This is a genomic window from Listeria farberi (assembly GCF_014229245.1).
Lineage (GTDB): Bacteria > Bacillota > Bacilli > Lactobacillales > Listeriaceae > Listeria > Listeria farberi.
In genome coordinates, this window is sequence record NZ_JAARZJ010000007.1 from 115787 (window position 1) to 138166 (window position 22380).

Annotated in this window: 20 protein-coding genes; 2 read left to right on the forward strand and 18 right to left on the reverse strand. The window is 36.9% G+C overall.

Annotation, left to right across the window (positions count from 1 at the left end):
• Positions 1–152: 152 nt before the first annotated feature.
• From HCB45_RS07935 to HCB45_RS07960, 6 genes are all read right to left on the reverse strand, one after another.
• A complete protein-coding gene (locus tag HCB45_RS07935; protein ID WP_185619495.1) occupies positions 153–1379 on the reverse strand; it encodes a methionine gamma-lyase family protein in 1227 nt (408 codons plus the stop codon).
• Positions 1372–2595 carry a GTPase HflX gene (hflX, locus tag HCB45_RS07940; protein WP_185619497.1) on the reverse strand — a complete coding sequence of 408 codons (1224 nt, stop codon included), beginning with the start codon at positions 2593–2595 and terminating at the stop codon, positions 1372–1374. The genes HCB45_RS07935 and hflX overlap by 8 nt, the downstream gene beginning before the upstream one ends.
• 109 nt (positions 2596–2704) lie before the next feature.
• The gene (gene hfq / locus HCB45_RS07945) at positions 2705–2938 is read right to left on the reverse strand and encodes an RNA chaperone Hfq (RefSeq protein ID WP_003719566.1); all 234 of its coding nucleotides are present in this window, start codon (positions 2936–2938) and stop codon (positions 2705–2707) included.
• Between the two features lie 121 nt (positions 2939–3059).
• The gene (gene miaA / locus HCB45_RS07950; RefSeq protein ID WP_185619499.1) at positions 3060–3977 is read right to left on the reverse strand and encodes a tRNA (adenosine(37)-N6)-dimethylallyltransferase MiaA; all 918 of its coding nucleotides are present in this window, start codon (positions 3975–3977) and stop codon (positions 3060–3062) included.
• Between the two features lie 125 nt (positions 3978–4102).
• Complete coding sequence (locus HCB45_RS07955) at positions 4103–5779, reverse strand: glycerol-3-phosphate dehydrogenase/oxidase (protein WP_185619501.1); 1677 nt, start codon at positions 5777–5779, stop codon at positions 4103–4105.
• 223 nt (positions 5780–6002) lie between these two features.
• Entirely contained in the window at positions 6003–6710 is a 708-nt protein-coding gene (locus HCB45_RS07960; protein ID WP_185619503.1) for a glycerophosphodiester phosphodiesterase, read from the reverse strand.
• A gap of 205 nt (positions 6711–6915) precedes the next feature.
• On the opposite strand from HCB45_RS07960, the gene HCB45_RS07965 reads away from it, so the two are divergent.
• Positions 6916–8823: an acyltransferase family protein gene (locus HCB45_RS07965; protein ID WP_185619505.1), complete on the forward strand. Its 1908-nt coding sequence runs from the start codon at positions 6916–6918 to the stop codon at positions 8821–8823.
• Between the two features lie 155 nt (positions 8824–8978).
• Here HCB45_RS07965 and HCB45_RS07970 read toward each other — a convergent pair whose 3' ends face one another.
• The 4 genes from HCB45_RS07970 to HCB45_RS07985 form a co-directional block, all read right to left on the reverse strand.
• On the reverse strand, positions 8979–9446 hold the full coding sequence (locus HCB45_RS07970; protein WP_185607726.1) for an S-ribosylhomocysteine lyase: 468 nt from the start codon (positions 9444–9446) through the stop codon (positions 8979–8981).
• A gap of 78 nt (positions 9447–9524) precedes the next feature.
• Positions 9525–11984 carry a DNA topoisomerase IV subunit A gene (gene parC, locus HCB45_RS07975; RefSeq protein WP_185619507.1) on the reverse strand — a complete coding sequence of 820 codons (2460 nt, stop codon included), beginning with the start codon at positions 11982–11984 and terminating at the stop codon, positions 9525–9527.
• Positions 11981–13948: a DNA topoisomerase IV subunit B gene (gene parE / locus HCB45_RS07980; protein ID WP_185318635.1), complete on the reverse strand. Its 1968-nt coding sequence runs from the start codon at positions 13946–13948 to the stop codon at positions 11981–11983. Before parE ends, parC begins: the two co-directional genes overlap by 4 nt.
• Positions 13949–14129: 181 nt before the next feature.
• A complete protein-coding gene (locus tag HCB45_RS07985) occupies positions 14130–14537 on the reverse strand; it encodes a CoA-binding protein (RefSeq protein WP_003732802.1) in 408 nt (135 codons plus the stop codon).
• Between the two features lie 157 nt (positions 14538–14694).
• Here HCB45_RS07985 and plsY point away from each other — a divergent pair, with 157 nt between their 5' ends.
• A complete protein-coding gene (gene plsY / locus HCB45_RS07990) occupies positions 14695–15291 on the forward strand; it encodes a glycerol-3-phosphate 1-O-acyltransferase PlsY (RefSeq protein ID WP_185318634.1) in 597 nt (198 codons plus the stop codon).
• A 42-nt stretch (positions 15292–15333) separates the two neighbouring features.
• Here plsY and HCB45_RS07995 read toward each other — a convergent pair whose 3' ends face one another.
• The 8 genes from HCB45_RS07995 to trmFO all read right to left on the reverse strand — a co-directional run bounded on the left by HCB45_RS07995 (position 15334) and on the right by trmFO (position 22338).
• Positions 15334–16206, reverse strand: a complete 873-nt coding sequence (locus HCB45_RS07995) for an aldose 1-epimerase family protein (RefSeq protein WP_185318633.1) — start codon at positions 16204–16206, stop codon at positions 15334–15336.
• Positions 16207–16208: 2 nt separating this feature from the next.
• On the reverse strand, positions 16209–16520 hold the full coding sequence (locus HCB45_RS08000) for a hypothetical protein (protein WP_003761975.1): 312 nt from the start codon (positions 16518–16520) through the stop codon (positions 16209–16211).
• 22 nt (positions 16521–16542) lie between these two features.
• Positions 16543–16962, reverse strand: coding sequence for an acyl-CoA thioesterase (locus HCB45_RS08005; protein WP_185607724.1), 420 nt, complete (start codon positions 16960–16962; stop codon positions 16543–16545).
• 102 nt (positions 16963–17064) lie between these two features.
• On the reverse strand, positions 17065–17844 hold the full coding sequence (gene codY / locus HCB45_RS08010; protein ID WP_003747412.1) for a GTP-sensing pleiotropic transcriptional regulator CodY: 780 nt from the start codon (positions 17842–17844) through the stop codon (positions 17065–17067).
• A 20-nt stretch (positions 17845–17864) separates the two neighbouring features.
• Positions 17865–19274, reverse strand: a complete 1410-nt coding sequence (gene hslU, locus HCB45_RS08015) for an ATP-dependent protease ATPase subunit HslU (protein WP_185607723.1) — start codon at positions 19272–19274, stop codon at positions 17865–17867.
• Between the two features lie 13 nt (positions 19275–19287).
• The gene (hslV, locus tag HCB45_RS08020; RefSeq protein ID WP_003761964.1) at positions 19288–19827 is read right to left on the reverse strand and encodes an ATP-dependent protease subunit HslV; all 540 of its coding nucleotides are present in this window, start codon (positions 19825–19827) and stop codon (positions 19288–19290) included.
• Positions 19828–19848: 21 nt separating this feature from the next.
• Positions 19849–20751: a tyrosine recombinase XerC gene (gene xerC, locus HCB45_RS08025; protein WP_185607722.1), complete on the reverse strand. Its 903-nt coding sequence runs from the start codon at positions 20749–20751 to the stop codon at positions 19849–19851.
• A gap of 282 nt (positions 20752–21033) precedes the next feature.
• Positions 21034–22338, reverse strand: coding sequence for an FADH(2)-oxidizing methylenetetrahydrofolate--tRNA-(uracil(54)-C(5))-methyltransferase TrmFO (trmFO, locus tag HCB45_RS08030; RefSeq protein ID WP_185318629.1), 1305 nt, complete (start codon positions 22336–22338; stop codon positions 21034–21036).
• Positions 22339–22380: the final 42 nt, after the last annotated feature.

Consider the following 22380-nt stretch of genomic DNA (forward strand, 5'->3'; position numbering starts at 1 on the left):
ATGTACGTCAGATGTTTTGTCAAATTTATGTAAGATTATCTAACATATACCATAAACCCATACATATCAACAATTCCACAACAAAAAAACCACGATAGAAACTACCGTAGTAAAAAAAATAAAAACTTTTTTTGAAAATGGAAGTTACTTTTTTATAAAGAATTTTCTATTGCTCTAGTTACAGCAATTTTAACGTGTTCGTATGTTAAACCGCCTTGGACGTATAGTTGATAAGGCTCTCTAATCGGTCCGTCCGCTGTAAGTTCTAGACTGGCTCCTTGAATAAATGTACCTGCTGCCATTATCACGTCATCTTCGTAGCCTGGCATATATGCGCCGATTGGCAATACATGCGCATTAACTGGGGAAGCTGCTTGGATTGCTTGAGCAAAAGCAATCATTTTATCTTTGCTGTGGAAAGATACACTCTGAATTAAGTCCGTTCTTTTGGCATTCCATAGCGGATCTGCTTCTACGCCGAATTCAGCTAACATAGCAGCAGTAAAACGCGCACCTTTAATTGCTTGAGCAGTTACATGCGGCGCCAAGAAGAATCCTTGATACATTTCTAATAAGCTATAAAGAGATGCACCTGCTTCTCTCCCTATCCCAGGAGTCGTCAACCGGTAGCCGCATAAATCGACCAAGATATTTTTCCCAGCAATATAACCACCAGTTTTCGCCAAACCTCCACCCGGATTTTTAATTAGCGAGCCTGCAATAATATCTGCGCCCACTTCGGTCGGTTCTATTCGTTCCACAAATTCTCCGTAACAATTATCTACAAAAACAATGATATTAGGATTGATATTCTTTACAAAAGTAACCATTTCTTTTATTTTCTCGATTGTAAAAGAAGGTCGATCTGCATAGCCTCTAGAACGCTGAATACCAATCATTTTTGTATTAGCGGATATTTTTTTAGATATTGCAGGATAATCTATTTCGCCCTTTGGTAGTAGCGGTACTGCATCGTAGCCAATTTGAAAGTCTTTAAGCGAACCTTGCCCTTTGCTTCTAATACCCACGATTTCTTCTAACGTATCATATGGTTCACCAGTTATATATAACAACTCATCTCCTGGGCGCAAGATTCCGAACAAAACAGTAGAAATTGCATGCGTGCCAGAAATAATTTGCGGTCTCACAAGAGCCGCTTCCGTTCTAAATACGCTCGCATAGACGCGCTCTAACGTGTCTCTCCCTTCGTCATCATATCCGTAACCAGTTGATGGATTAAAATGAAAATCACTTACTTTATTTTCTTGGAAAGCATTAAGCACTTTTGCTTGGTTAAATTCAGCAATTTCATCAGTTTCGTTTTGTAATGGAGCAATTTGTTGTTCAACTTTTTTTCTTATTGTTTGAATTTCAGTCATTAGTAGTTTCCTTTCTAGGTCGATAACCCTCGATTCGGTAACATGCTTTTTCTTCCATATATTCAAGCTTTGTTATCCATGCTTGTTGTTTCATTTGCGCTAATTCTTTACCTTTTTCTTCTGATAAATCTTCTGTAAAGAAAGTCCAGTTTTTCTCAATTAGTTCAATCATTCGTTGTTTTATTTTTTTAGGAGCACCTTGATCTAATGCAGAAATAAGTAAGTGCTCTGGACGATCAGGTACGAATGTAGATAGCGCTTTGTCCATTTTATTATAGATAATTAATGATGGAAGATGACTCATCTCAAGCTCTTCTAGCAAGTTTATTACAGTCGTTTCATGCTGAAGGTAATCTGGGTCAGAGGCATCTACTACATGAATTAAAACATCAACATTAGCGGTTTCTTCTAAAGTAGAACGAAATGCCGCGATTAAAGTTGTTGGTAAGTCTTGAATAAAGCCTACCGTATCCGTTAAAAGTGCTTGAAATCCACCTTCAAATCGTATTTTTCTTGTAGTTGGATCTAGTGTTGCAAATAATTTGTCCTCTTCAAGTGTCGTCTCATTTGTTAAACGATTGAAAATGGTTGATTTTCCCGCATTGGTATAACCGATTAAACCGAAACGAAATACGGATTGCGTGTTTCTTCTATCAATAATACGTTTGCGATGTCGTTCGACGTGTGTTAGTTGTGCTTTTATATCATGCATTTTTTCGCGAATATGACGTTTATCCATTTCTAGTTTCGACTCACCTGGACCTCTTGAACCAATTCCTCCGCCTAATTTCGAAAGTGAAGCACCTTGTCCACTAAGTCTAGGTAGTAAATATTTGTACTGCGCATAGGCGACTTGTAGCTTACCTTCTTTAGACTTAGCGCGCATCGCAAAAATATCTAAAATCAATTGTGTGCGGTCAATAATTCGAGCATCCACTACTTTAGAAATATTGCGAACTTGTGTAGCACTAAGTTCACTATTAAAAATAACTACATCCGCCTCGTGCATATCCACTAATTCTGAAAGTTCCATTAGCTTACCAGAACCTATGAATGACGTCTGACTGACACGTTCTAATTTTTGAATCAGCTCATCCATTACTTCTCCGTTCGCTGTTTTAGCAAGGCTACGTAGTTCGCTCATGGAGTTCCAAAAAGCTTCTTCTGTTTTATTTGGCAATATGACGCCTACAAGTATTATTTTCTCCCGTTCCACAAGTACATCTCCCTTTTTCAGACAAGACTAATCGTAGCATATTTTTAGCATAAAAAAAAGACATGAAACATCGCAAAAAAGCGAGTTTCCTGTCTTTTAAGTAAAGTGCTTATTCCGCATCAGGATTTAAAGCGACATTCTTCTGCGGAGAGAAAGTTGAAATTGCGTGTTTAAATACAAGTTGTTGTTTTCCTTCGACATCTAGTAGTACGGTAAAATTGTCAAAACTTACAACACGTCCTCTTAACTGAAAACCATTTGTTAAAAATACTGTTGCAAGAATTTTCTCCTTACGCAATTGATTTAAGTAATAGTCCTGTAACCCTTGTCCACCTTGTTTCATAATTTCCCTCTCCAATCTCTATCTTATACTAAAAATTTCCCAAACCCCAATGAAGTTCCATTGTGCAATTGGTTGGCTAATTTCAAATACCCTTTATTTCTTCTTACCAAACAGAAAAGTGTTATTTAACTGATAAAAAGCTTTGGGCTTTATTCAATGCTTCTGCTTCGGTAGTACTAGTGCCCGCTTGAATCCAGTCAATATCCATTCTATTCCTAAACCATGTTAACTGTCTTTTGGCAAAATGACGTGAGTTTTTTTGGATTAATTCTTTTGCTTCTTCCAGTGAACTATTTCCTTCAAAATAAGTAAATAGTTCCTTATATCCTATACCTCTTATGGCTGGTACATCGGCTAAATTCTCATCGTATAATTTTCTTGCTTCTGCAACGAGTCCTTGTTTAAACATCTGCTCTACACGTTGATTAATTCGTTCATAAAGCAACTCTCTGTCTAAATCAAGTCCTAAAAAAAGCGGTTGGTATCTTTCGTTTAACGCATGATGAACTTGATATTCAGAAAAAGGTTTTCCAGTCAAATGTATTACTTCTAGAGCACGTATAATACGCCTCTTATTATTTTCATGAATAAGTTCTGCGCTTTTGGAATCAAGTTGTTCTAACATTTGCCATAAGGTCGTTTTGTCCAATTGAGCTAGTTCTGCTCGGTAAGCCTTATCTTCACTTACATTTCCAAAATCATAATCATAAAAAACAGACTGAATATATAGGCCTGTTCCACCAACTATAATTGGAAGTTTTCCTCTATTATGTATGGATTCAATTAAGCCCCTTGTTTCCGATTGGAATTTTGCAGCTGTAAAAGGGACTGCAGGGTCAGTTACATCAATAAGATAATGCTTTATCCCACCCATTTCTTCTGGTGTGATTTTTGCAGTACCAATATTTAACCCGCGATATACTTGCATAGAGTCTCCACTAATAATTTCTCCATCCAATTTCTTCGCAAAAGCAACACTTAAATTTGTTTTGCCGACAGCAGTTGGACCAACAATGACGATGACAGGAATCTTACTCAAAAAAAAACCTCCTTTTCACCTGTAATCAATGTACCATGAAAAAGGTTTCTTGAAAATAGTGAAAATGATTTTTTTCATAAAAAAAAGCGCAAATCTGAAGGAATTGCGCTCTTTTTCTCATTCTTTTATCTATCATGCCAATCAGCTGGCTCTCTAGCATCATTAATTTGGATATTTAATTCTTCCATATATGTTTGTTTTACATCATCACTCCAGTGGAATTGTTTCGCCATTTCATCTACAACAGCATCTTTCCATTCGAGTAAATACGGCATATCAAACAATAAGTAACCTGTACGACGTAATAAGAAATCAATGGGTGTTGTTACTGCTTCATGTTGAATCGAATAGCGAAGTTCAGCATACAGGCTATTTGGTAAGGTAGTCTCATTTTGTTCTTTATGTTCTTGGGCGTAGGTAAACAGTTGATCAATATTACTACCAAATCGTTTAGCAATTTCGCGCCCTTCTTCTAATATCCAACCGAAACGATTATTTCCTTCTTTCGCTTTTTTTGAAAGGAATGTTTCTAACTGTTCTGAACCTCCAATGTCTCCACCGGAAATAGGTAAATGTTTTGTTTGTACTGGTTTATATTTTTTACCAGTTTCTTTAGACAAGGTTTTAGATACATCGTCTAGTAATTTTTCAGCCATTTTGCGATAACCTGTTAATTTACCACCAGCCATTGTGATTAAGCCACTTTCTGAGAACCAAACTTCATCTTTTCGAGAAATTTCAGAAGGATCTTTTCCTTCTTCATAAATAAGCGGACGTACACCAGCCCAACTTGATTCAATGTCTTTTTCACTAATATGCACATCTGGGAACATATAGTTTATCGCTTTAATAACATAATTATGGTCAGATTCGAGTGCTTTTGGATTAATCACCGCTTCATCATAAACTGTGTCTGTTGTACCCACATACACTTTTTTATCACGAGGAATAGCAAAAACCATCCGACCATCTGGCGTATCAAAATAAACAGCTTGTTCCATTGGGAATTTCTGTTTATCAATAACTAAATGGATACCTTTTGTTAAGCGGAGGTGCTTATTGTTTGTAGCATAATCGAGTTTTCTTACTTTATCTACCCATGGCCCAGCAGCATTAATTACGCGATGTCCTTTAATATCATAAGCTTTTCCAGTTAGTCGGTCTGTTACTGTAACGCCAACCACTTGTTTTTTATCATCATATAAAAAGTGTTCCGCTTTCGTATAATTAATTGCATTTGCTCCAAGTTCAACGGCTTTTTTCATTACTTCAATTGTTAATCTAGCATCATCTGTCCGGTATTCTACATAATAGCCAGAGCCTTTTAATCCATCTTTTTTAACAAATGGGTTTTTTGCTAATGTTTCTTTGGCGCTTAAAATTTTGCGTCGTTCATTCTTTTTTACACCTGCTAAGTAATCATATAGACGAATACCAAAAGAAGCTGTCGTTTTACCCATATTTCCGCCTTTATGGAATGGCAACATCATCCATTCTGGAGTCGTAACGTGTGGACCATTTTCATAAACGATAGCACGTTCTTTACCAAGGTCTGCTACTTCTTTAATTTCAAATTGTTGTAAGTAACGTAAACCACCGTGGACTAATTTCGTGGAGCGACTTGAAGTTCCACTTGCGAAGTCACCCATCTCCACTAGTGCAACGTTCATACCTCTAGTGGTGGCGTCTAATGCGATTCCTGCTCCAGTAATCCCACCACCAACTATGACTAAATCAAATTTTTCTTCTTGTAAATTTCTTTCAATGGTTTCTCTATCAAAAGCTGAAAATAATTGTACCATTTTGTTTGCCCCCTTCAAATTGTTTACCATCTGAATTATGTCTTCTTGCTACTTTTCCACTATTCCAACTAACTGAAACGCTTTAAGTTATAAAAAACAAAAAAAGAGACTGCAAATGAAGGCGATTGCGCTCGCCTTTTGCAGTCTCTCCGAATCTCAGACAATTTAATTATTAACTTACTTCGATTATAGCTTGTAATCTTTTAGAATGAAAGCGTTTTGCTCAGGGGTTTGTTTTATTGTTTTTAATGATTACAGCTTTTTCTGGAAAATCGGTCATAATACCTTTTGCAGTAATATCTAAGAAATGGCCTATGTCAGCTTCTTTATTAACCGTCCAAAAACGTGCTGGAATTTGTTGGAGAATTGGATTTCCACAAGCTTTCATTGACGGATGAACTGCATCTAACTGAATTTTTTTATGTAAAGGAAGCACTTTATCTAAATTAGCATGTGTGATAAGCGCTAATTTAGCTCCACTATCTAACCCTCTAAGACGGATCAATGTATTAGGATTAAACGAAGAATACATCCGCTTAACATTCGGAAATTGACTTGCTAGTTCTAATACTTTTTTCTCAATTCCCTCATATTCAAAGACATCTGTTTTTAATTCTATATTAAGACTTACTCCTGTGTGATTAACTAATTTAAATACTTCTTCTAAAGTAGGCACGCGAACTTTTCTTAAAAAATGCTTAGCAGTATATAATTTTTTCACTTCAGACAAAGTGTAATCTTTTAAAAATCCAGTCCCGTTAGTCGTTCTATCCACACGTTCATCATGCATTACAATTAATTCTCCGGATTTTAGAACGTGTACATCTAATTCCACTCCATCTGCACCAGCTTCTATCGCTTTTTTTATTGCTAATAAGGTATTTTCTGGATATGTGCCACTACTGCCTCTATGAGCATAAATCTCTGTCAAATCGTTCCCCCCAAACTATTTACTTATAAATACTATAACAAAAATAAGTAAATATACTCAAATTTTTAAAAACCATATATTATTTCATCTTTTTAAATTACTTCTTGATTTATGTGTGGTATTATAGTATGGAGCTAAAAACAGATGGCTTTACTATCTCTGTCTAAGTTTACACATATATTTATCACAAATAGGAGATGTTAATTTGAAAAGGACTACTCGCTACAGTAGAAAATATGTTCCGAGTATTGATGGACTTCGAGCACTCGCTGTTATCGCTGTTATCGCCTACCATTTGAACTTCAGTTGGGCTAAAGGCGGATTTATCGGCGTAGACATATTTTTCGTCTTATCTGGTTATTTAATTACAAATATATTGTTAACACAATGGGAAAAAAATCAATCACTTCAATTAAAGCAATTTTGGCTCAGACGCTTTCGAAGACTTATTCCAGCTGTTTATGTGATGATTGTGGTTGTTGTTATTTATTCCGTATTTTTCCATCCTGAAATTTTAAAAAACTTACGTGGTGACGCTATCGCTTCATTCTTTTATGTAAGTAATTGGTGGTTTATTTTCCATAATATATCTTATTTCGATTCATTTGGACTTCCATCACCCTTAAAAAACTTATGGTCTCTTGCTATAGAAGAACAGTTTTATATGGTTTGGCCTTTGTTTTTACTCGTATTCCTCAAGTGGGTTAAAAATCCTAAATTACTTTTAAAAATCGTCATAGGCTTAGGTCTTCTTTCTGCAATTTTGATGACTGTTTTATATGTCCCAGGAACTGATCCAAGTCGAGTTTATTACGGAACAGACACAAGAGCATTTGATTTACTAGCTGGTTGTGCGCTCGCTTTTGTTTGGCCCTTTAATCGACTTAGTCCTGTTGTACCGAAGAAAAGTAAGGCAGCACTTAATATCGCTGGAACAATCAGTATTCTTTTCTTTGTATTATTTACAGCTTTTGTGAGTGAGTACCAACCATTTTTATATCGTGGAGGGTTGTTGTTCGTTGCTATTCTTGGTGTTATCATGATTGCAACTATTTCCCATCCAGCCTCTTATTTAAGCAAAATATTTAGTTTTAAACCGCTTAGATGGATTGGGACACGCTCCTATGGTATTTATTTATGGCATTATCCAATTATTACATTGACTACTCCTGTTTTAGAAATCACCCAACCTAATATTTGGCGAGCTATCTTACAAGTTGCTGCAACAGTTATTATCGCCGAATTATCGTTCCGCTTCATTGAAACACCTATTCGCAAAAACGGTTTTATTAATTATTTTAAAGGCTTTAAAGATAAAAATTATTTTGTCTGGAAAAATAAACCGATTGGTAAATGGCTTAGTCTTGCTGGGGTTGTCGCTGTTTTAGCCGTTTTTTCGCTTGGGATGACAAATGTTCTTTCAGTCAATACAAGCGCCGAAAACCAACAAACATCAGTTAAAACTACGTCTTCTAATAAAGATACTAAGAAAGAAAACAAAAAAAATACAGAAGCGAAAGAAAAATCACCGACAGATACAAAGAAAAAGAAAGAAACCGAAACGAAAAAGGCTACGACTCCAAGCGATCCAGCGCAATCAGATAAAGAAAATAAAGCTGCTACTCCGCCCCCTACGATTACTCAAACAGTAGCAATTGGTGATTCGGTCATGCTTGATATCGAACCATACTTAAAAGAAGCTGTTCCTAATGTAACAATTGATGGTCTAGTTGGTCGACAGTTACGTGATGCTATAAATACCGCAACTGGTTATAAGGAATTTAATAGCAAAAATAGTGCAGTAATCTTAGAACTTGGTACAAACGGTCCTTTCACGGAAGAACAACTAAATACGCTATTAGATCAATTCGACAAAGCGACTATTTATCTTGTAAATACAAGAGTTCCTAGAGGATGGCAAAATGAAGTAAATAAGAGTATTGCTAATGCAGATTCACGTCCAAATGTGACCGTAGTTGATTGGTATTCACGCTCAAGTGGCCAGTCACAATACTTTGCTCCTGATGGTGTTCATTTAACCAAAACTGGAGCTCAAGCATATGTTGCAATGTTAACTAGTGTAATGAAAAAAAAACAAGTTGCCCCTAGCTAGGGGCAACTTGTTTTTTAGTCACGTTTGCAAAATCAGGTCAAGAAACTAGTTGAAATAGGGCTATAACCGCTCCACTACAAAGCTAGACTTTATTTGTTTTAGGTTACACCAGGATGTTGTTCCTCTTTAAAATTATTTGTAGAGAATTTTTCACTTTATTCCTCGAAAACATTTTTCCATTCGTTTCGTTTTGCTAAAAATTCTGCTGCCAGCTTTTTCGCCCCTTCCAAACTATGACTAGCTGCCCAGCCGCATTGAACTTCATTACAGGCTGGAACTGCATCTGCTGCTAATACATCCGTTAAAGTCGTAGCTAAAATCTCTAAAACGTCATCATAATCAGTGTGATTGATAAATGATACATAAAAACCAGTCTGGCAACCCATTGGGCTAATATCTACTAATTTATCTGTATGGTTTCGTGCAAGTTCAGCCATCAAATGCTCTAAAGAGTGCAGTGCTGGCATTTCCATATGTTCTTTATTAGGTTGTTTAAAGCGCACATCATACTTATAAATTTCGTCCCCATGCATGCCGACTTTTGTGCCAGCAAGCCTCACAAACGGCGCTTTTACTTTGGTGTGGTCTAAATTAAAACTTTCTACATTCATTCTTTCTGCCATCAATATACCCTCCTTTTATTCTTAGTCATTATAGCAAAAAAAAGAATTCTTGCATATTTTCTATGCAAGAATTCTTTTTTATTCGTCTTTAACATCTGTTGTATCTTTTATTTCTGGAATATCCAACCATATAGAAGTTGGCTCACCTTCCATTGTTTCATCTAATACAAAGGATCCGTTAGAATAGCGATCCGTCACTCGTAGATTAGCAACGTCGATTTCGACAATTTGGTCTGTATTTGTTTCGATAAATAGATGATCGTTATTATCAGCAAGCGTTAAACCAATGAAACGATGCGGATTACTTTTCAGTTCGCGTAACATTAATAAGCCGCGTTTTGCTCTTGAGATTGGTTCGAATTCACTAGCTTTCATTTGTTTAAGTGAGCCTCGCTGTGTGGCAAGAAGGATATGTTTTTGTTCGTTCGGCATAAGTACTACACCACCCACAACTATATCTTCTTGTTTTAAGTTAATCGCTTTTACACCAGCTGTTCTTGCACCAGATTCTGGAATTTCAGTAATCGAATAGCGAAGACCATAACCATTTTTGGTTGCTAAGAAAATATCTTCTGTGCCATCAATTAGATAAACACTTAGTAGCTCATCATCATCTTTTAGTTTAATCGCCATCATCGATTTAGAATAGCGCTGTGGTTTATAATTCGTAATAGCCGACTGCTTGATCATGCCATTTTTAGTAACGAATAAAAAGCGTTTTTCTTCTGAAAAGGCTTGGATTGCGATAGCAGAACGGATTTCTTCTCCTGCTGATAAATCGCTGGCCAAGTGACTCACGTGATCACCGAGGTTTTTCCAACGGATATCAGGAAGTTCATGCACTGGTCGATAAATGAAATTCCCTTTGCTTGTGAATAACAGAAGCGAATCAAGTGAATTCATTTTTTGGATAAAGATGGCATGGTCTGCTTCTTTCATGGCTAGTTCCGCACCATTTGATGCTGCATAAGAACGTTGGCTCGTACGTTTCACATAGCCTTCTTTCGTCACAGAAACAATCACATCTTCATTTGCAACAAGAACTTCCGTGTCAATTTTGATTTCTGTAATTTCAGCTTGCACTTCTGTACGGCGGGCAGTTTTATATTTTTTCTTAATTTCTACTAGCTCTTCTTTTAAAACTGCGATTAATTCAGCTTCATCACCCAGAATTTTTTCTAGCACACTAATTTGTTCAGCAAGAGATTTTGCCTCACTTTGAAGTTCGTGTATATCTGTATTTGTTAAACGATATAGTTGTAAAGATACAATCGCTTCAGCTTGTTTTTCGCTAAAATCATATTTTGTTTGGAGATTTAATTTCGCATCACGTTTGTCTTTTGAACCGCGAATTAATTTGATGACTTCATCTAAAATAGACAAAGCTTTAATTAAACCTTCTAAAATATGTTGGCGAGCACGTGCTTTACGAATATCGTACTCAGAGCGTTTTGTAATAATCTCTTTTTGATGCTCAATATAAGCGTCAAGCATTGGGATAATCCCCATTAGCTCCGGACGTTTTTTATTAATAGCAACCATGTTAAAATTATAGCTTACTTGTAAATCCGTATTTTTAAACAGGTAGTTCAGAACACCTTCAGCATTGGCGTCTTTTTTAAGTTCAACAGCAATACGAAGTCCTGTACGGTCAGTTTCATCACGTACTTCTGAAATCCCTTCAATTTTCTTCTCAATACGCAGTTCATCCATGCGTTTAACTAAATTAGATTTATTTACTTCATATGGAATTTCATGAATCGTAATTTGTTTTCTACCGCCACGAATATCTTCAATTTCTGTTTTAGAACGAACGACAACGCGTCCTTTTCCGGTTTGATAAGCTTTTCGAATACCATCAATCCCTTGAATAATCCCACCTGTAGGGAAATCTGGGCCTTTGACAATTTTCATAATATCATCCGTTGTGCAAAGTGGATTATCTAATCGTTTAATAACAGCTTCGATGATTTCTGTTAAATTATGCGGTGGAATATCTGTTGCATAACCAGCGGAAATACCCGTCGAACCATTCACTAAAAGGTTAGGAAAACGTGCTGGTAAAACTGTCGGCTCACTAGACGTATCATCAAAGTTAGGAATGAAATCGACTGTTTCTTTTTCAATATCGCGTAAAAGTTCTGCTGATATTGGAGAAAGTCGCGCTTCTGTATAACGCATTGCTGCAGGCGGATCCCCGTCGACACTACCGTTATTACCATGCATTTCAATCAGCATGTTACGTACTTTCCAATCTTGACTCATCCGTACCATTGCTTCGTAAACCGAAGAGTCACCATGTGGATGGTAGTTACCGATAACGTTTCCGACTGTTTTGGCAGATTTACGGAAACCTTTCTCAGCAGTATTCCCTTCGACATTCATTGCGAATAAAATACGACGTTGTACTGGTTTCAGTCCGTCACGAACATCTGGAAGCGCACGTTCTTGAATAATATATTTACTATATCTACCAAAACGGTCGCCCATAACTTCTTCTAGCGCTAAGTCTTGGATATGTTGTTCTGGATTACTCAAATGTCTTTCGCCTCCTCAACCATCATGTTTTCATTTTCTAAAATATTTTGGCTATCTTCCATAGAAAACTCGACATGCTTTTCAATCCATTGACGTCTTGGTTCTACTTTGTCACCCATCAGTGTTGCCACGCGGCGTTCAGCACGTGCAGAATCATCTACTCGTACACGAATTAACGTACGCGTATCAGGATTCATCGTTGTTTCCCAAAGTTGGTCAGCATTCATCTCACCAAGACCTTTGTATCGTTGAATCATGTAGCCTTTACCAATTTTTTGGATGGCAGAGTCTAATTCTTCATCTGTCCAAGCATACTCGATTACTTCTTTTTTACCAGAACCGCGACTTACTTTGTAAAGTGGTGGTAAGGCAATAAAAACTTTACCAGCTTCAACAAGTGGACGCATATAACGATAGAAAAAGGTTAGTAGCAATACTTGAATATGCGCACCATCTGTATCGGCATCGGTCATGATAACTACTTTGTCATAGTTACAATCCTCTACATCAAACTCCGTACCAACACCCGCACCAACTGTATGGATAATTGTGCTAATTTCTTCATTTTTTAAGATGTCTTGTAGTTTTGCTTTTTCTGTATTGATTACTTTTCCTCGAAGTGGCAAAATTGCTTGGAAACGACGATCACGGCCTTGTTTGGCAGATCCTCCCGCCGAGTCTCCTTCGACTAAATAAAGTTCATTTTTATTAGGATTTCGTGATTGTGCTGGCGTTAATTTTCCAGAAAGCAGTGTTTCAGAACGTTTCTTTTTCTTGCCATTACGTGTTTCTTCGCGTGCTTTTCTGGCAGCTTCTCTTGCTTCTCGGGCTTTAACAGCCTTTTTAACAAGAAGGGAGCTTGTTTCTGGATTTTCAGCAAGGAAGTAAGCTAAATGTTCCGCCACTACAGCATCTACTGCCTGACGAGCTTCCTGTGTCCCTAATTTTTCTTTCGTTTGACCTTCGAATTGAAGGATTTTTTCTGGAACCCGGATAGAAAGTACAGCCGATAACCCTTCACGAATATCGCTACCTTCAAGGTTTTTATCTTTTTCTTTCAAAAGATTTACCCGGCGAGCATAATCGTTGAAAATCCGAGTCATTGCAGCTTTCATCCCTGATTCATGTGAACCTGCCCCCCGAGTCCGAACGTTATTAACAAAACTCAAGATATTCTCAGAGTAACCATCATTGAATTGGAATGCCATTTCTACTTCAATAGTCGCATTTTCTCCTTCAAAGCTAGCTACTGGATGAAGTACATCTTTGCCTTCATTAATGTATTCAACAAAGTTCTTTACACCTTCTTCAAAGTGGAAAGATTCTGCCATACCTACACGTTCATCAATTAATTCAATTAACATTCCTTTTAAAAGAAATGCAGATTCTCTTAAGCGTTCAGATAATGTTTCATAATTAAATGAAGTAGTGGGAAAAATCGTTGGATCTGGTTTAAAACGAATAGTTGTCCCAGTGGCTTTTGATTTTCCGATTTTTTTAAGTGTCCCATCTGGCTTTCCGCCGTCTTTGAATTTCTGTTGATAGGTTGCACCGTCACGGTTAATTGTAACTACCAACCATTCTGAGAGTGCATTTACAACGGATGAACCAACGCCGTGAAGTCCACCACTTGTTTTATACCCACCTTCTTGACCAAACTTACCGCCGGCGTGAAGAACTGTTAAAATAACTTCTACCGTAGATTTACCAGTTTTGTGCATTCCAACAGGCATCCCACGACCTTCATCGCTAACACTAACACTGCTATCCTCATGAAGTGTCACAACAATTTTCTTACCAAAACCTGCAAGGGTCTCATCGACCGAGTTGTCCACTATTTCATATACTAAATGGTGCAGCCCGCGTACATCTGTTGATCCGATATACATCGCTGGGCGTTTCCGGACCGCTTCCAGTCCTTCAAGCACCTGAATAGAATCATCATTATACTCATTCCGATTCATATTTCAAAACTCCCTTCATTCCGTCAATCTACAACATTCACGTTGTTATTCGCTTAAAACCACCTTATCAGAATAGCATTAACCAGCTGATTAATAAAGTGATAGTTTAGTGACAAATTCCTTTTCATAAAAAAACAGGCTCTGCTATAAGAACCTGCTTCCTTCAAAAATGGTGTTTAAGTTAATCCATTTCTTGATAAGCAACCTTAATGCAATAATCCATGACAGTAGGATATCCTTTTTCTGTCAAAAAATCAAATGCTTCCTGATTAGCTATACCGAGCTGCGCCCAAAATACATCTGCATCTATTTGGTCAAAAGCTTCAGCTATTTCAGGTAAAAACTCTGAGCGACGAAAGACATTAACAATATCCACATGTTCCTCGATATCCGTTAAATGCTTGACGGTTTTTTCGCCAAGAATTTCGTCTGCATTAGGGTTCACTGGTATAATTTTGTACCCAGCTTGCTGCATTATTTGACTCACTCGGTAACTTGTGCGATCTGGTTTATCACTCAAACCAACGACTGCGATAACTTTTGCCTTCTTTAAGATATGTTGGATTTCTTCTTTTGTTGGATTTTGCATTAGTCTAATCGCCCCCTACTATTCTTTCTAATCATAAGCTATTTTTGCGGTTTTTTCAACTTTTCATCGGGATTTGTCCTAACTATTTAGCCAATTTGCTTCATTTTGTGCTATAATTCTTTATGGAAAACATCATTTCTTCTTGAGGGGTTTAAAAATGACAATTAATTTAATTCTGCTTTCTTTATTAGCCTATGTGATTGGTTCGATACCATCCGGTTTATGGATTGGCAAAATTTTTTACAAAAAAGATATACGTGATTTTGGTAGTGGTAACTTAGGAGCTACAAATTCCTTCCGTGTTTTAGGGATAAAAGCGGGCAGTATTGTTACAGTGATGGATATTTTAAAGGGTACTATTGCGACATTACTTCCATTCTTTTTCCAACTAAATGTGAATCATCACTTCTGGTTACTTACAGGAGCATTTGCGATTATTGGGCATAGTTTCCCGCTTTTTGCAGGATTTAGAGGTGGAAAAGCGGTTGCTACTTCTGCGGGAGTTATTCTTGCTTATGCTCCGCTATTATTTGTAGCTGCACTTATCGTTTTCTTATTGACATTAAAAATCAGCAAATATGTCTCCCTTAGTTCCATGATTGGAGCACTTGCAGCATTAATTATTTCTTTATTCATGGGAGACTGGATTTTAATTGTTCTTGTTGCTTGTATCGCTCTCTTTGTTATTTGGCGTCACCGAGCAAATATAACCCGCATTCGAAACGGCGAGGAACCAAAAATAAAATGGATGTAATAAAAACCCAGCAGAGTTAAAAAATTCTGCTGGGTTTTCGTTTTATCCAATAGTAACTCTATATTCAGAAGCAAAAACTGCTTCTGGTTCCAGATGTTCAATACCTGCTTTATCTCGAAGCTCAACGGATGTTCCAACACCATCTGCAATTCCGTACCAAGGTTCGATACATAAGAAAGGCGTTCCTGCTTTTGCTGTCCAAACCCCAACAAATGGGAACTCTGGAAATGACACTTTTACAAAATGTGGAGTCTTGTCTGATTTAATCGTAATTTCTTTTTGCTTTAATGCTTCAAAAATTAGTGCATCATTTTTAAATAAATCATAGCTTAGTGGCAAATATCTTGCTGGTTCACTGACAATTTTTTCAATTTCACCACTACGATAAGGACCTTCTAAACAAAGTGTTTCGAGGTTCTCTTCTGTTCCAAAATCTAAATAATAATCTTCAAATGTAGTTCCGTCCGCAAGCGGCAAGTTAAAGGCTGGATGCGCGCCGATCGAGAAATAGATGCGCTTATTATCAGTATTTTCCACTTCATAAGACACAGCAACTGAATCTTTTTCTATCGTGTAAATAATCGATAATTTAAATTTATACGGATAAATCGCTAATGAATCTTCATCTGCATCCAGTTCAAAGCGTACAGAGTTTTCTGTGTGCTCTATTACTTTAAAATCACGATCACGCGCAAAGCCATGTTGGCCTAAGTGATACGGGTTACCATCTACAAAATAAGTATCCTCAACAAGTCTACCTACCGTCGGAAATAAAACTGGAGAATGACGCCCCCAAAAAGCACTATCTGCATTCCATAAATACTCTAGCTTAGTATCCTTGTGGAAAATTCGCGTCAATTCAGCACCAGCTTCTTTCATTTCTACAATTAGTAATTCATTTTCTAGTTTAATCATTTTTATTTCTCCTCCAAATGAAACCGCTCGATTTGTTCAAAGGCTTTCTCTTTTTTTAGTACAACGAGTTGCATTTCGCCAAACAAATCATAATGCGGAAAGTTTTTTCGACGGTTATCAATCCAATCTGGTGCTAAACCGTATTGTTTTCCCCATTCTTGCAGTTTTTTCAAATCGACACAAGCAACTTTGGTTACTGTTTTTGAATCAGGAAAACGATCATCTAGCCAGTAATGCGTAATAATCGCAATCTCGCCACGAGCTGCTTTTTCTTTCCATAATTCCATTTCATCGCGTTTTACACCAAAAGCCATTTTTTATCACTACCAGTCTTATTTATTCTAAAGCTTTTAGATAGGCTTCATGCCAATTCGGAAATGTTCTTCTTATCGAAACAGGTCGAAAGTCTTCTTTCGTTACACAAACATGCTCTGTTTCTCCAGTTATTGCAACTTCATTTGTTTCTTCATAGCAAATTTCATAACCATAAGTAACACGAAGTCCATCATACCCTTTTATCCATGTTTTTACAACTGCTTTCTGTCCGTAGCGTAGTGGTTTTCCGTAATGAATATGCACATCTAACACCGGAGAAAGGTACCCCGCTTCTTCCATATCAAAATAACGAAAACCTAATTGTTCAATTAATCTTGTTCGGCCAATTTCCATCCATACAAGATAATTATTATGATAAACAACGCCCATCTGATCCGTTTCAGCGTAGCGCACCTCGATGATTGTTTCAGCAATTTCCATTCCAAATTCCTCCAGTCCCAACTACTTCTTCCTTCTTATTTTACCAAAGCAAGCAAAAAAAAGCTCTCCCTGAATATTCTCAGAGAAAGCTTTTCTGGTTTTTTAGTTATTTTTCAATTTTTCGAGTTCTACAAGGAATTTATCATTTAGTACACGGATAAATGTACCTTTCATTCCTAGTGAGCGAGAATCAATAACGCCTGCACTTTCTAATTTACGAAGTGCATTTACGATTACAGAACGTGTAATGCCGACACGGTCCGCTATTTTAGAGGCAACAAGAAGTCCTTCTTTACCGTTTAACTCATCGAAAATATGCTCAATAGCTTCTAATTCACTGTAGGAAAGAGAGCTGATTGCCATTTGCACAACGGCACGGCTACGAGCTTCTTCTTCAATTTCTTCTGCTTTTTCATGCAAGATTTCCATCCCAACAACTGTTCCACCGTATTCAGCTAATAGCAAATCATCGTCTGTGAAATTACTTTCTAAACGAGATAAGATAAGAGTTCCAAGACGTTCACCACCACCGACGATAGGTACAATAGTTGTTAAACCTTTAGTAAATAAATCGCTATTTTCGATTGGAAAAGCAGTATATTGGCTTGATACTTCTAAGTTAGAAGAAGTTTCACCTACATTAAATAAACTTTGTGTATACTCTTCCGGGAATTGACGTTCTGTAAGCATTTGTTTCATCCGGTCATTTTCAATTGGTAAAGCTTCAGAATAACCAAGTAATTTACCTTTACGGCTTACGATATACGTATTTGCTTCAATCACGTCTGTTAATGTGTCAGCCATTTCTTTGAAGTTTACTGTTTTTCCTGCAGCGTTTTGTAACATAGCATTAATTTTTCTTGTTTTTTCTAATAAAGTCATTATTAGATCCTCCTAGTATTTTATAAAATAAATTGTGTTAAGTCTTTATTCGTCATTATTGGTGCAAGTTTTTCATTAACATAGTTTTCTGTTACTTTGATAGACTCCATATTAATTTCAGGTGCTTCAAAAAGTAAATCCTCTAGTAATTTTTCTAAAATGGTATGAAGTCTTCTTGCTCCGATATTATCTGAATCTTGATTAACTTGGAATGCAATCTCAGCGATTCTTTCTACAGCTTCTTTTGTAAAAATCAAGTCAATTCCTTCTGTTTTAAGTAAAGCTTTGTATTGTTTAATTAGCGCATTGTCTGGTTCTGTTAAAATTTTATAAAAATCATCTTGGGTTAGTTTATCCAGTTCAATTCTAATTGGGAAACGACCTTGAAGCTCTGGAATCAAATCGCTTGGTTTAGACATATGAAAAGCTCCAGCGGCAATAAATAAAATGTACTCCGTGTTGACTGTACCATATTTGGTAGAAATTTGCGACCCCTCAACGATTGGAAGAATGTCTCTTTGAACGCCTTCTCGAGAAACTTGCGCATTTCCACCGCCTTCTTTACTGGCGATTTTATCGATTTCATCAATGAAAATCATACCCATTTGCTCTGCACGATGAATCCCTTCTGCTGCAAGTTCATCTGAGTCAATCAATTTAGATGCTTCATCCTCAAAAAGAATTTTCTTTGCTTCACGCACTGTTACTTTGCGTTTTTTCTTTTTTGCTGGAAACATGCCAGAAAGCGCATCTTGCATGCCATTCATTTGATCCATTCCAGCGCCGCGCATCATATCGAGCATTGGGTTTTGTTGCTCTTTTACTTCAACTGTTACTATTTCATCATCAAGCTCACCATTTTGAAGGCGCCATTCGATTTGGCTTCTTTTATTCTTTAGTTCTTGATCTACTTCTTCCTCAGCAGATTCATCTGATTGATTCATACCGCCAAAAAGAGCTTCTAATGGATTTTGCGATGTGGTTTGTTTTTTCTTTTGGCTCGGTGCTAAAAGTTTGATTAAACGTTTTTCTGCGTTTTTTTCTGCTTTCACACGTACTAATTGCATTTTTTCTTCTTTTACTAAACGAACAGAAACTTCCACTAAATCACGTACCATAGATTCCACGTCGCGACCAACATAGCCAACTTCAGTAAATTTAGTAGCCTCTACTTTGGAAAAAGGAGCACGAACAATTTTTGCAATTCGGCGTGCTATTTCCGTTTTACCTACTCCAGTTGGTCCAATCATTAGAATATTTTTCGGAATAATTTCATCTCGAATAGATTCATCCATTAGTTGTCTACGATAGCGATTTCTTAGTGCTACAGCGACTGATTTTTTTGCTCCAGTTTGTCCTACAATATATTGATCCAGTTTTTCGACAATTTGCTTTGGTGTCAACTGGTTCATTAACGTTAAATTTGTCAAATTAACCACTCCTTCAAAGCTCTTCTACTGTAATATGGTCATTCGTAAATACACAAATTTCAGAAGCAATTTCTAGCGCATGACGAGCTATGTCTTTTGCTTCCATTTGACCGCCATTATGTCTTTTAAGTGCACGTCCAGCTGCTAGAGCATAGTTTCCACCAGAACCGATTGCTAAAATACCATCATCAGGTTCAATAACTTCTCCTGTTCCAGAAACTAACAATAATGTATCTTTATCCATTACGATTAACATTGCTTCTAATTTACGTAGAACACTATCACTTCGCCATTGTTGAGCAAGTTCAACAGCAGCTCTTTCTAAATTTCCATTATATTCATTTAATTTTGCTTCGAATTTTTCAAATAAAGTAAAGGCATCTGCAACGGATCCAGCAAAACCAGCTATTACCTTATCATGAAAAAGACGGCGAACTTTTTTGGCAGTATGTTTCATTACTACCGATTCCCCGAGCGTAACTTGACCGTCCCCAGCCATCGCAGCTTTACCATCGTGCTGCACAGCAAAAATTGTAGTAGCATGTAATTCCATTTTCTTTAACCTCCTCCAAATTTAAGCTCGCGGATGATGTTTCATATAAGTAGCTTTTAAATGTTCCTTTGTCACGTGTGTATATATCTGGGTGGATGATAAGCTAGCATGACCAAGCAACTCCTGCACCGTTCTCATATCTGCGCCATTATTAAGTAAGTCTGTTGCAAATGTATGGCGTAACATATGCGGATGGATTTTCCGAGTCAACGAAGCCTTACTAATTATTTTCGTTAAACAATACCTAATCCCTCTTGTCGTAAGTGGATCACCATGATGATTAATAAGTAAAGAATCATGCGTTTTTTTGAAATGAATCATTAATTCTGTTCGTCCTCTTAAATAATCAGTTATCGCGTCCTCTGCATAGGCACCAAACGGCACATAACGCTCTTTATTTCCTTTTCCACGAATAAGAATTGCCTGATAAGATGTATCTAAATCAGAAAGCATTATACCTGCACATTCACTCACACGAATCCCTGTGCCATACAGCACTTCTAAAAGCACTCGATCTCTCATTGTAAGCGTTTCATTATCTTCATAAACCACTTGAAACAAAGCTTCCATTTCTTCTGAATAGAAAAATTTGGGAAGCCTTAGCTGATTTTTCGCATGTGAAACGTAGGTAAACGGATTTTCAGTAATAACATTCTCCCTTAAAAGAAAAGTGTAAAAACTCCGTAAACTTGAAATCTTTCGAGCTACTGTTGTTCTAGAAAAAGATTTTTGCTTTAATTCAGTTAAATAAATCCGAACGTCTAAAAATGTAACTTGTTGATACTCTGTAATAGCTTGTTCATTTAAGAAGTGACGAAAATCATTTAAATCATTTTCATAAGCCGTACTTGTATGTTCCGAATAATTCCGTTCTGAGTGAAGATAGTCAAGAAATCGCTTCTCTAACTGCCCCTCTTGCGTCATGCGAATACACCTCTCAAACACTTTCATGTTAACATAAGACTATGCACGTTGCAATAATTTTATACATTTTTCGCAACTTTTTGAATTAATCAGGATTTATAATCAATTCAATCTAAAATCAACTTTTATGTGAAATAGTCAACATTTATTACCACGATTTTCCTAACCATTTAATAGATAGAAAAACTGCCTTTCCATCACTATCGATTCTTTTAAAAATATAAAAACGATAATCGTGATGAAAAGAACAGTAAAGAATAGTCCTAAATTATTATAGTGTTTTTAAAGTTGTTCTGCAACCTTTTTTATTGCATCTAATGCTCTTCCAGCCAATTTTTCATTACGTTCTTGCTTAGCGCGAATCTTAGCAGGTAACTCCGGAAAGAGACCGAAATTTACATTCATTGGTTGGAAAGATTTTTTACTAGCACTCGTAATATAGTTAGCTAAACTTCCAATCGCGGACTCAGGAGGGAAAACAATCGGCTCTTTGTTCTGTACAAAATTAGCTGCATTGATTCCTGCTGCAAGTCCACTAGCTGCTGACTCCACGTAACCTTCCACACCAGTCATTTGACCAGCGAAAAATAAGTCATTTCTGGTTTTCAATTGATAGGTAGGATTAAGTACTGTTGGGGAGTTAATAAATGTATTTCGGTGCATTACTCCATAACGAACGATTTCCGCATTTTCTAGTCCTGGAATTAAGCCAAATACGCGTTTTTGTTCACCCCATTTAAGATGTGTTTGGAATCCTACCATGTTATAAAGTGTCCCTGCTGCATCATCTTGTCTTAATTGCAATACTGCATATGGTCTTTTGCCAGTTTTTGGATCTTCTAATCCAACTGGTTTAAGTGGACCAAAAAGCATTGTTTTAATTCCACGTTTTGCCATTACTTCTATAGGCATGCATCCTTCAAAGAAAACTTCTTTTTCAAATTCTTTTAATGCGGCAGTTTCCGCAGTTACTAGTGCTTCATAAAAAGTGTTGAATTCTTCTTCTGACATTGGGCAGTTTAAGTAGGCAGCTTCTCCTTTATCATATCTTGATTTTAAATATACTTTATCCATGTCAATACTATCTTTTTCAATAATAGGCGCTGCTGCATCATAAAAATAAAGGTACTCTTCACCAGTTAAGCGTTTAATTTCTTCTGCTAGAGCTGGGCTAGTAAGCGGACCTGTTGCAATGATGGTTGGCCCTTCTGGAATAGATGTGACTTCTTCTGTATGAATAGTAACGAGTGGATGATTTTTTACTTTGTCCGTGATATAGCCAGAAAATTCATGGCGATCAACTGCAAGTGCTCCTCCAGCTGGCACAGAAGCTTTGTCAGCTGATTCAATAATAATTGAATCAAGTATCCGCATTTCTTCTTTAATTACGCCCACCGCATTAGTTAAGCCATTAGCTCGCAGTGAATTGGTACATACTAGCTCAGCAAATTTATCTGTATGGTGTGCCGGCGTTTGCTTAACAGGCCTCATTTCATATAAATCTACTCTTACACCTCGCTTAACAAGTTGCCAAGTTGCCTCACTACCAGCTAATCCTGCTCCAATTACATTAACACTTTTTTCCATTTGTCCGCCTCCTCGCGCAACAATGGCAACACAGGAACTATC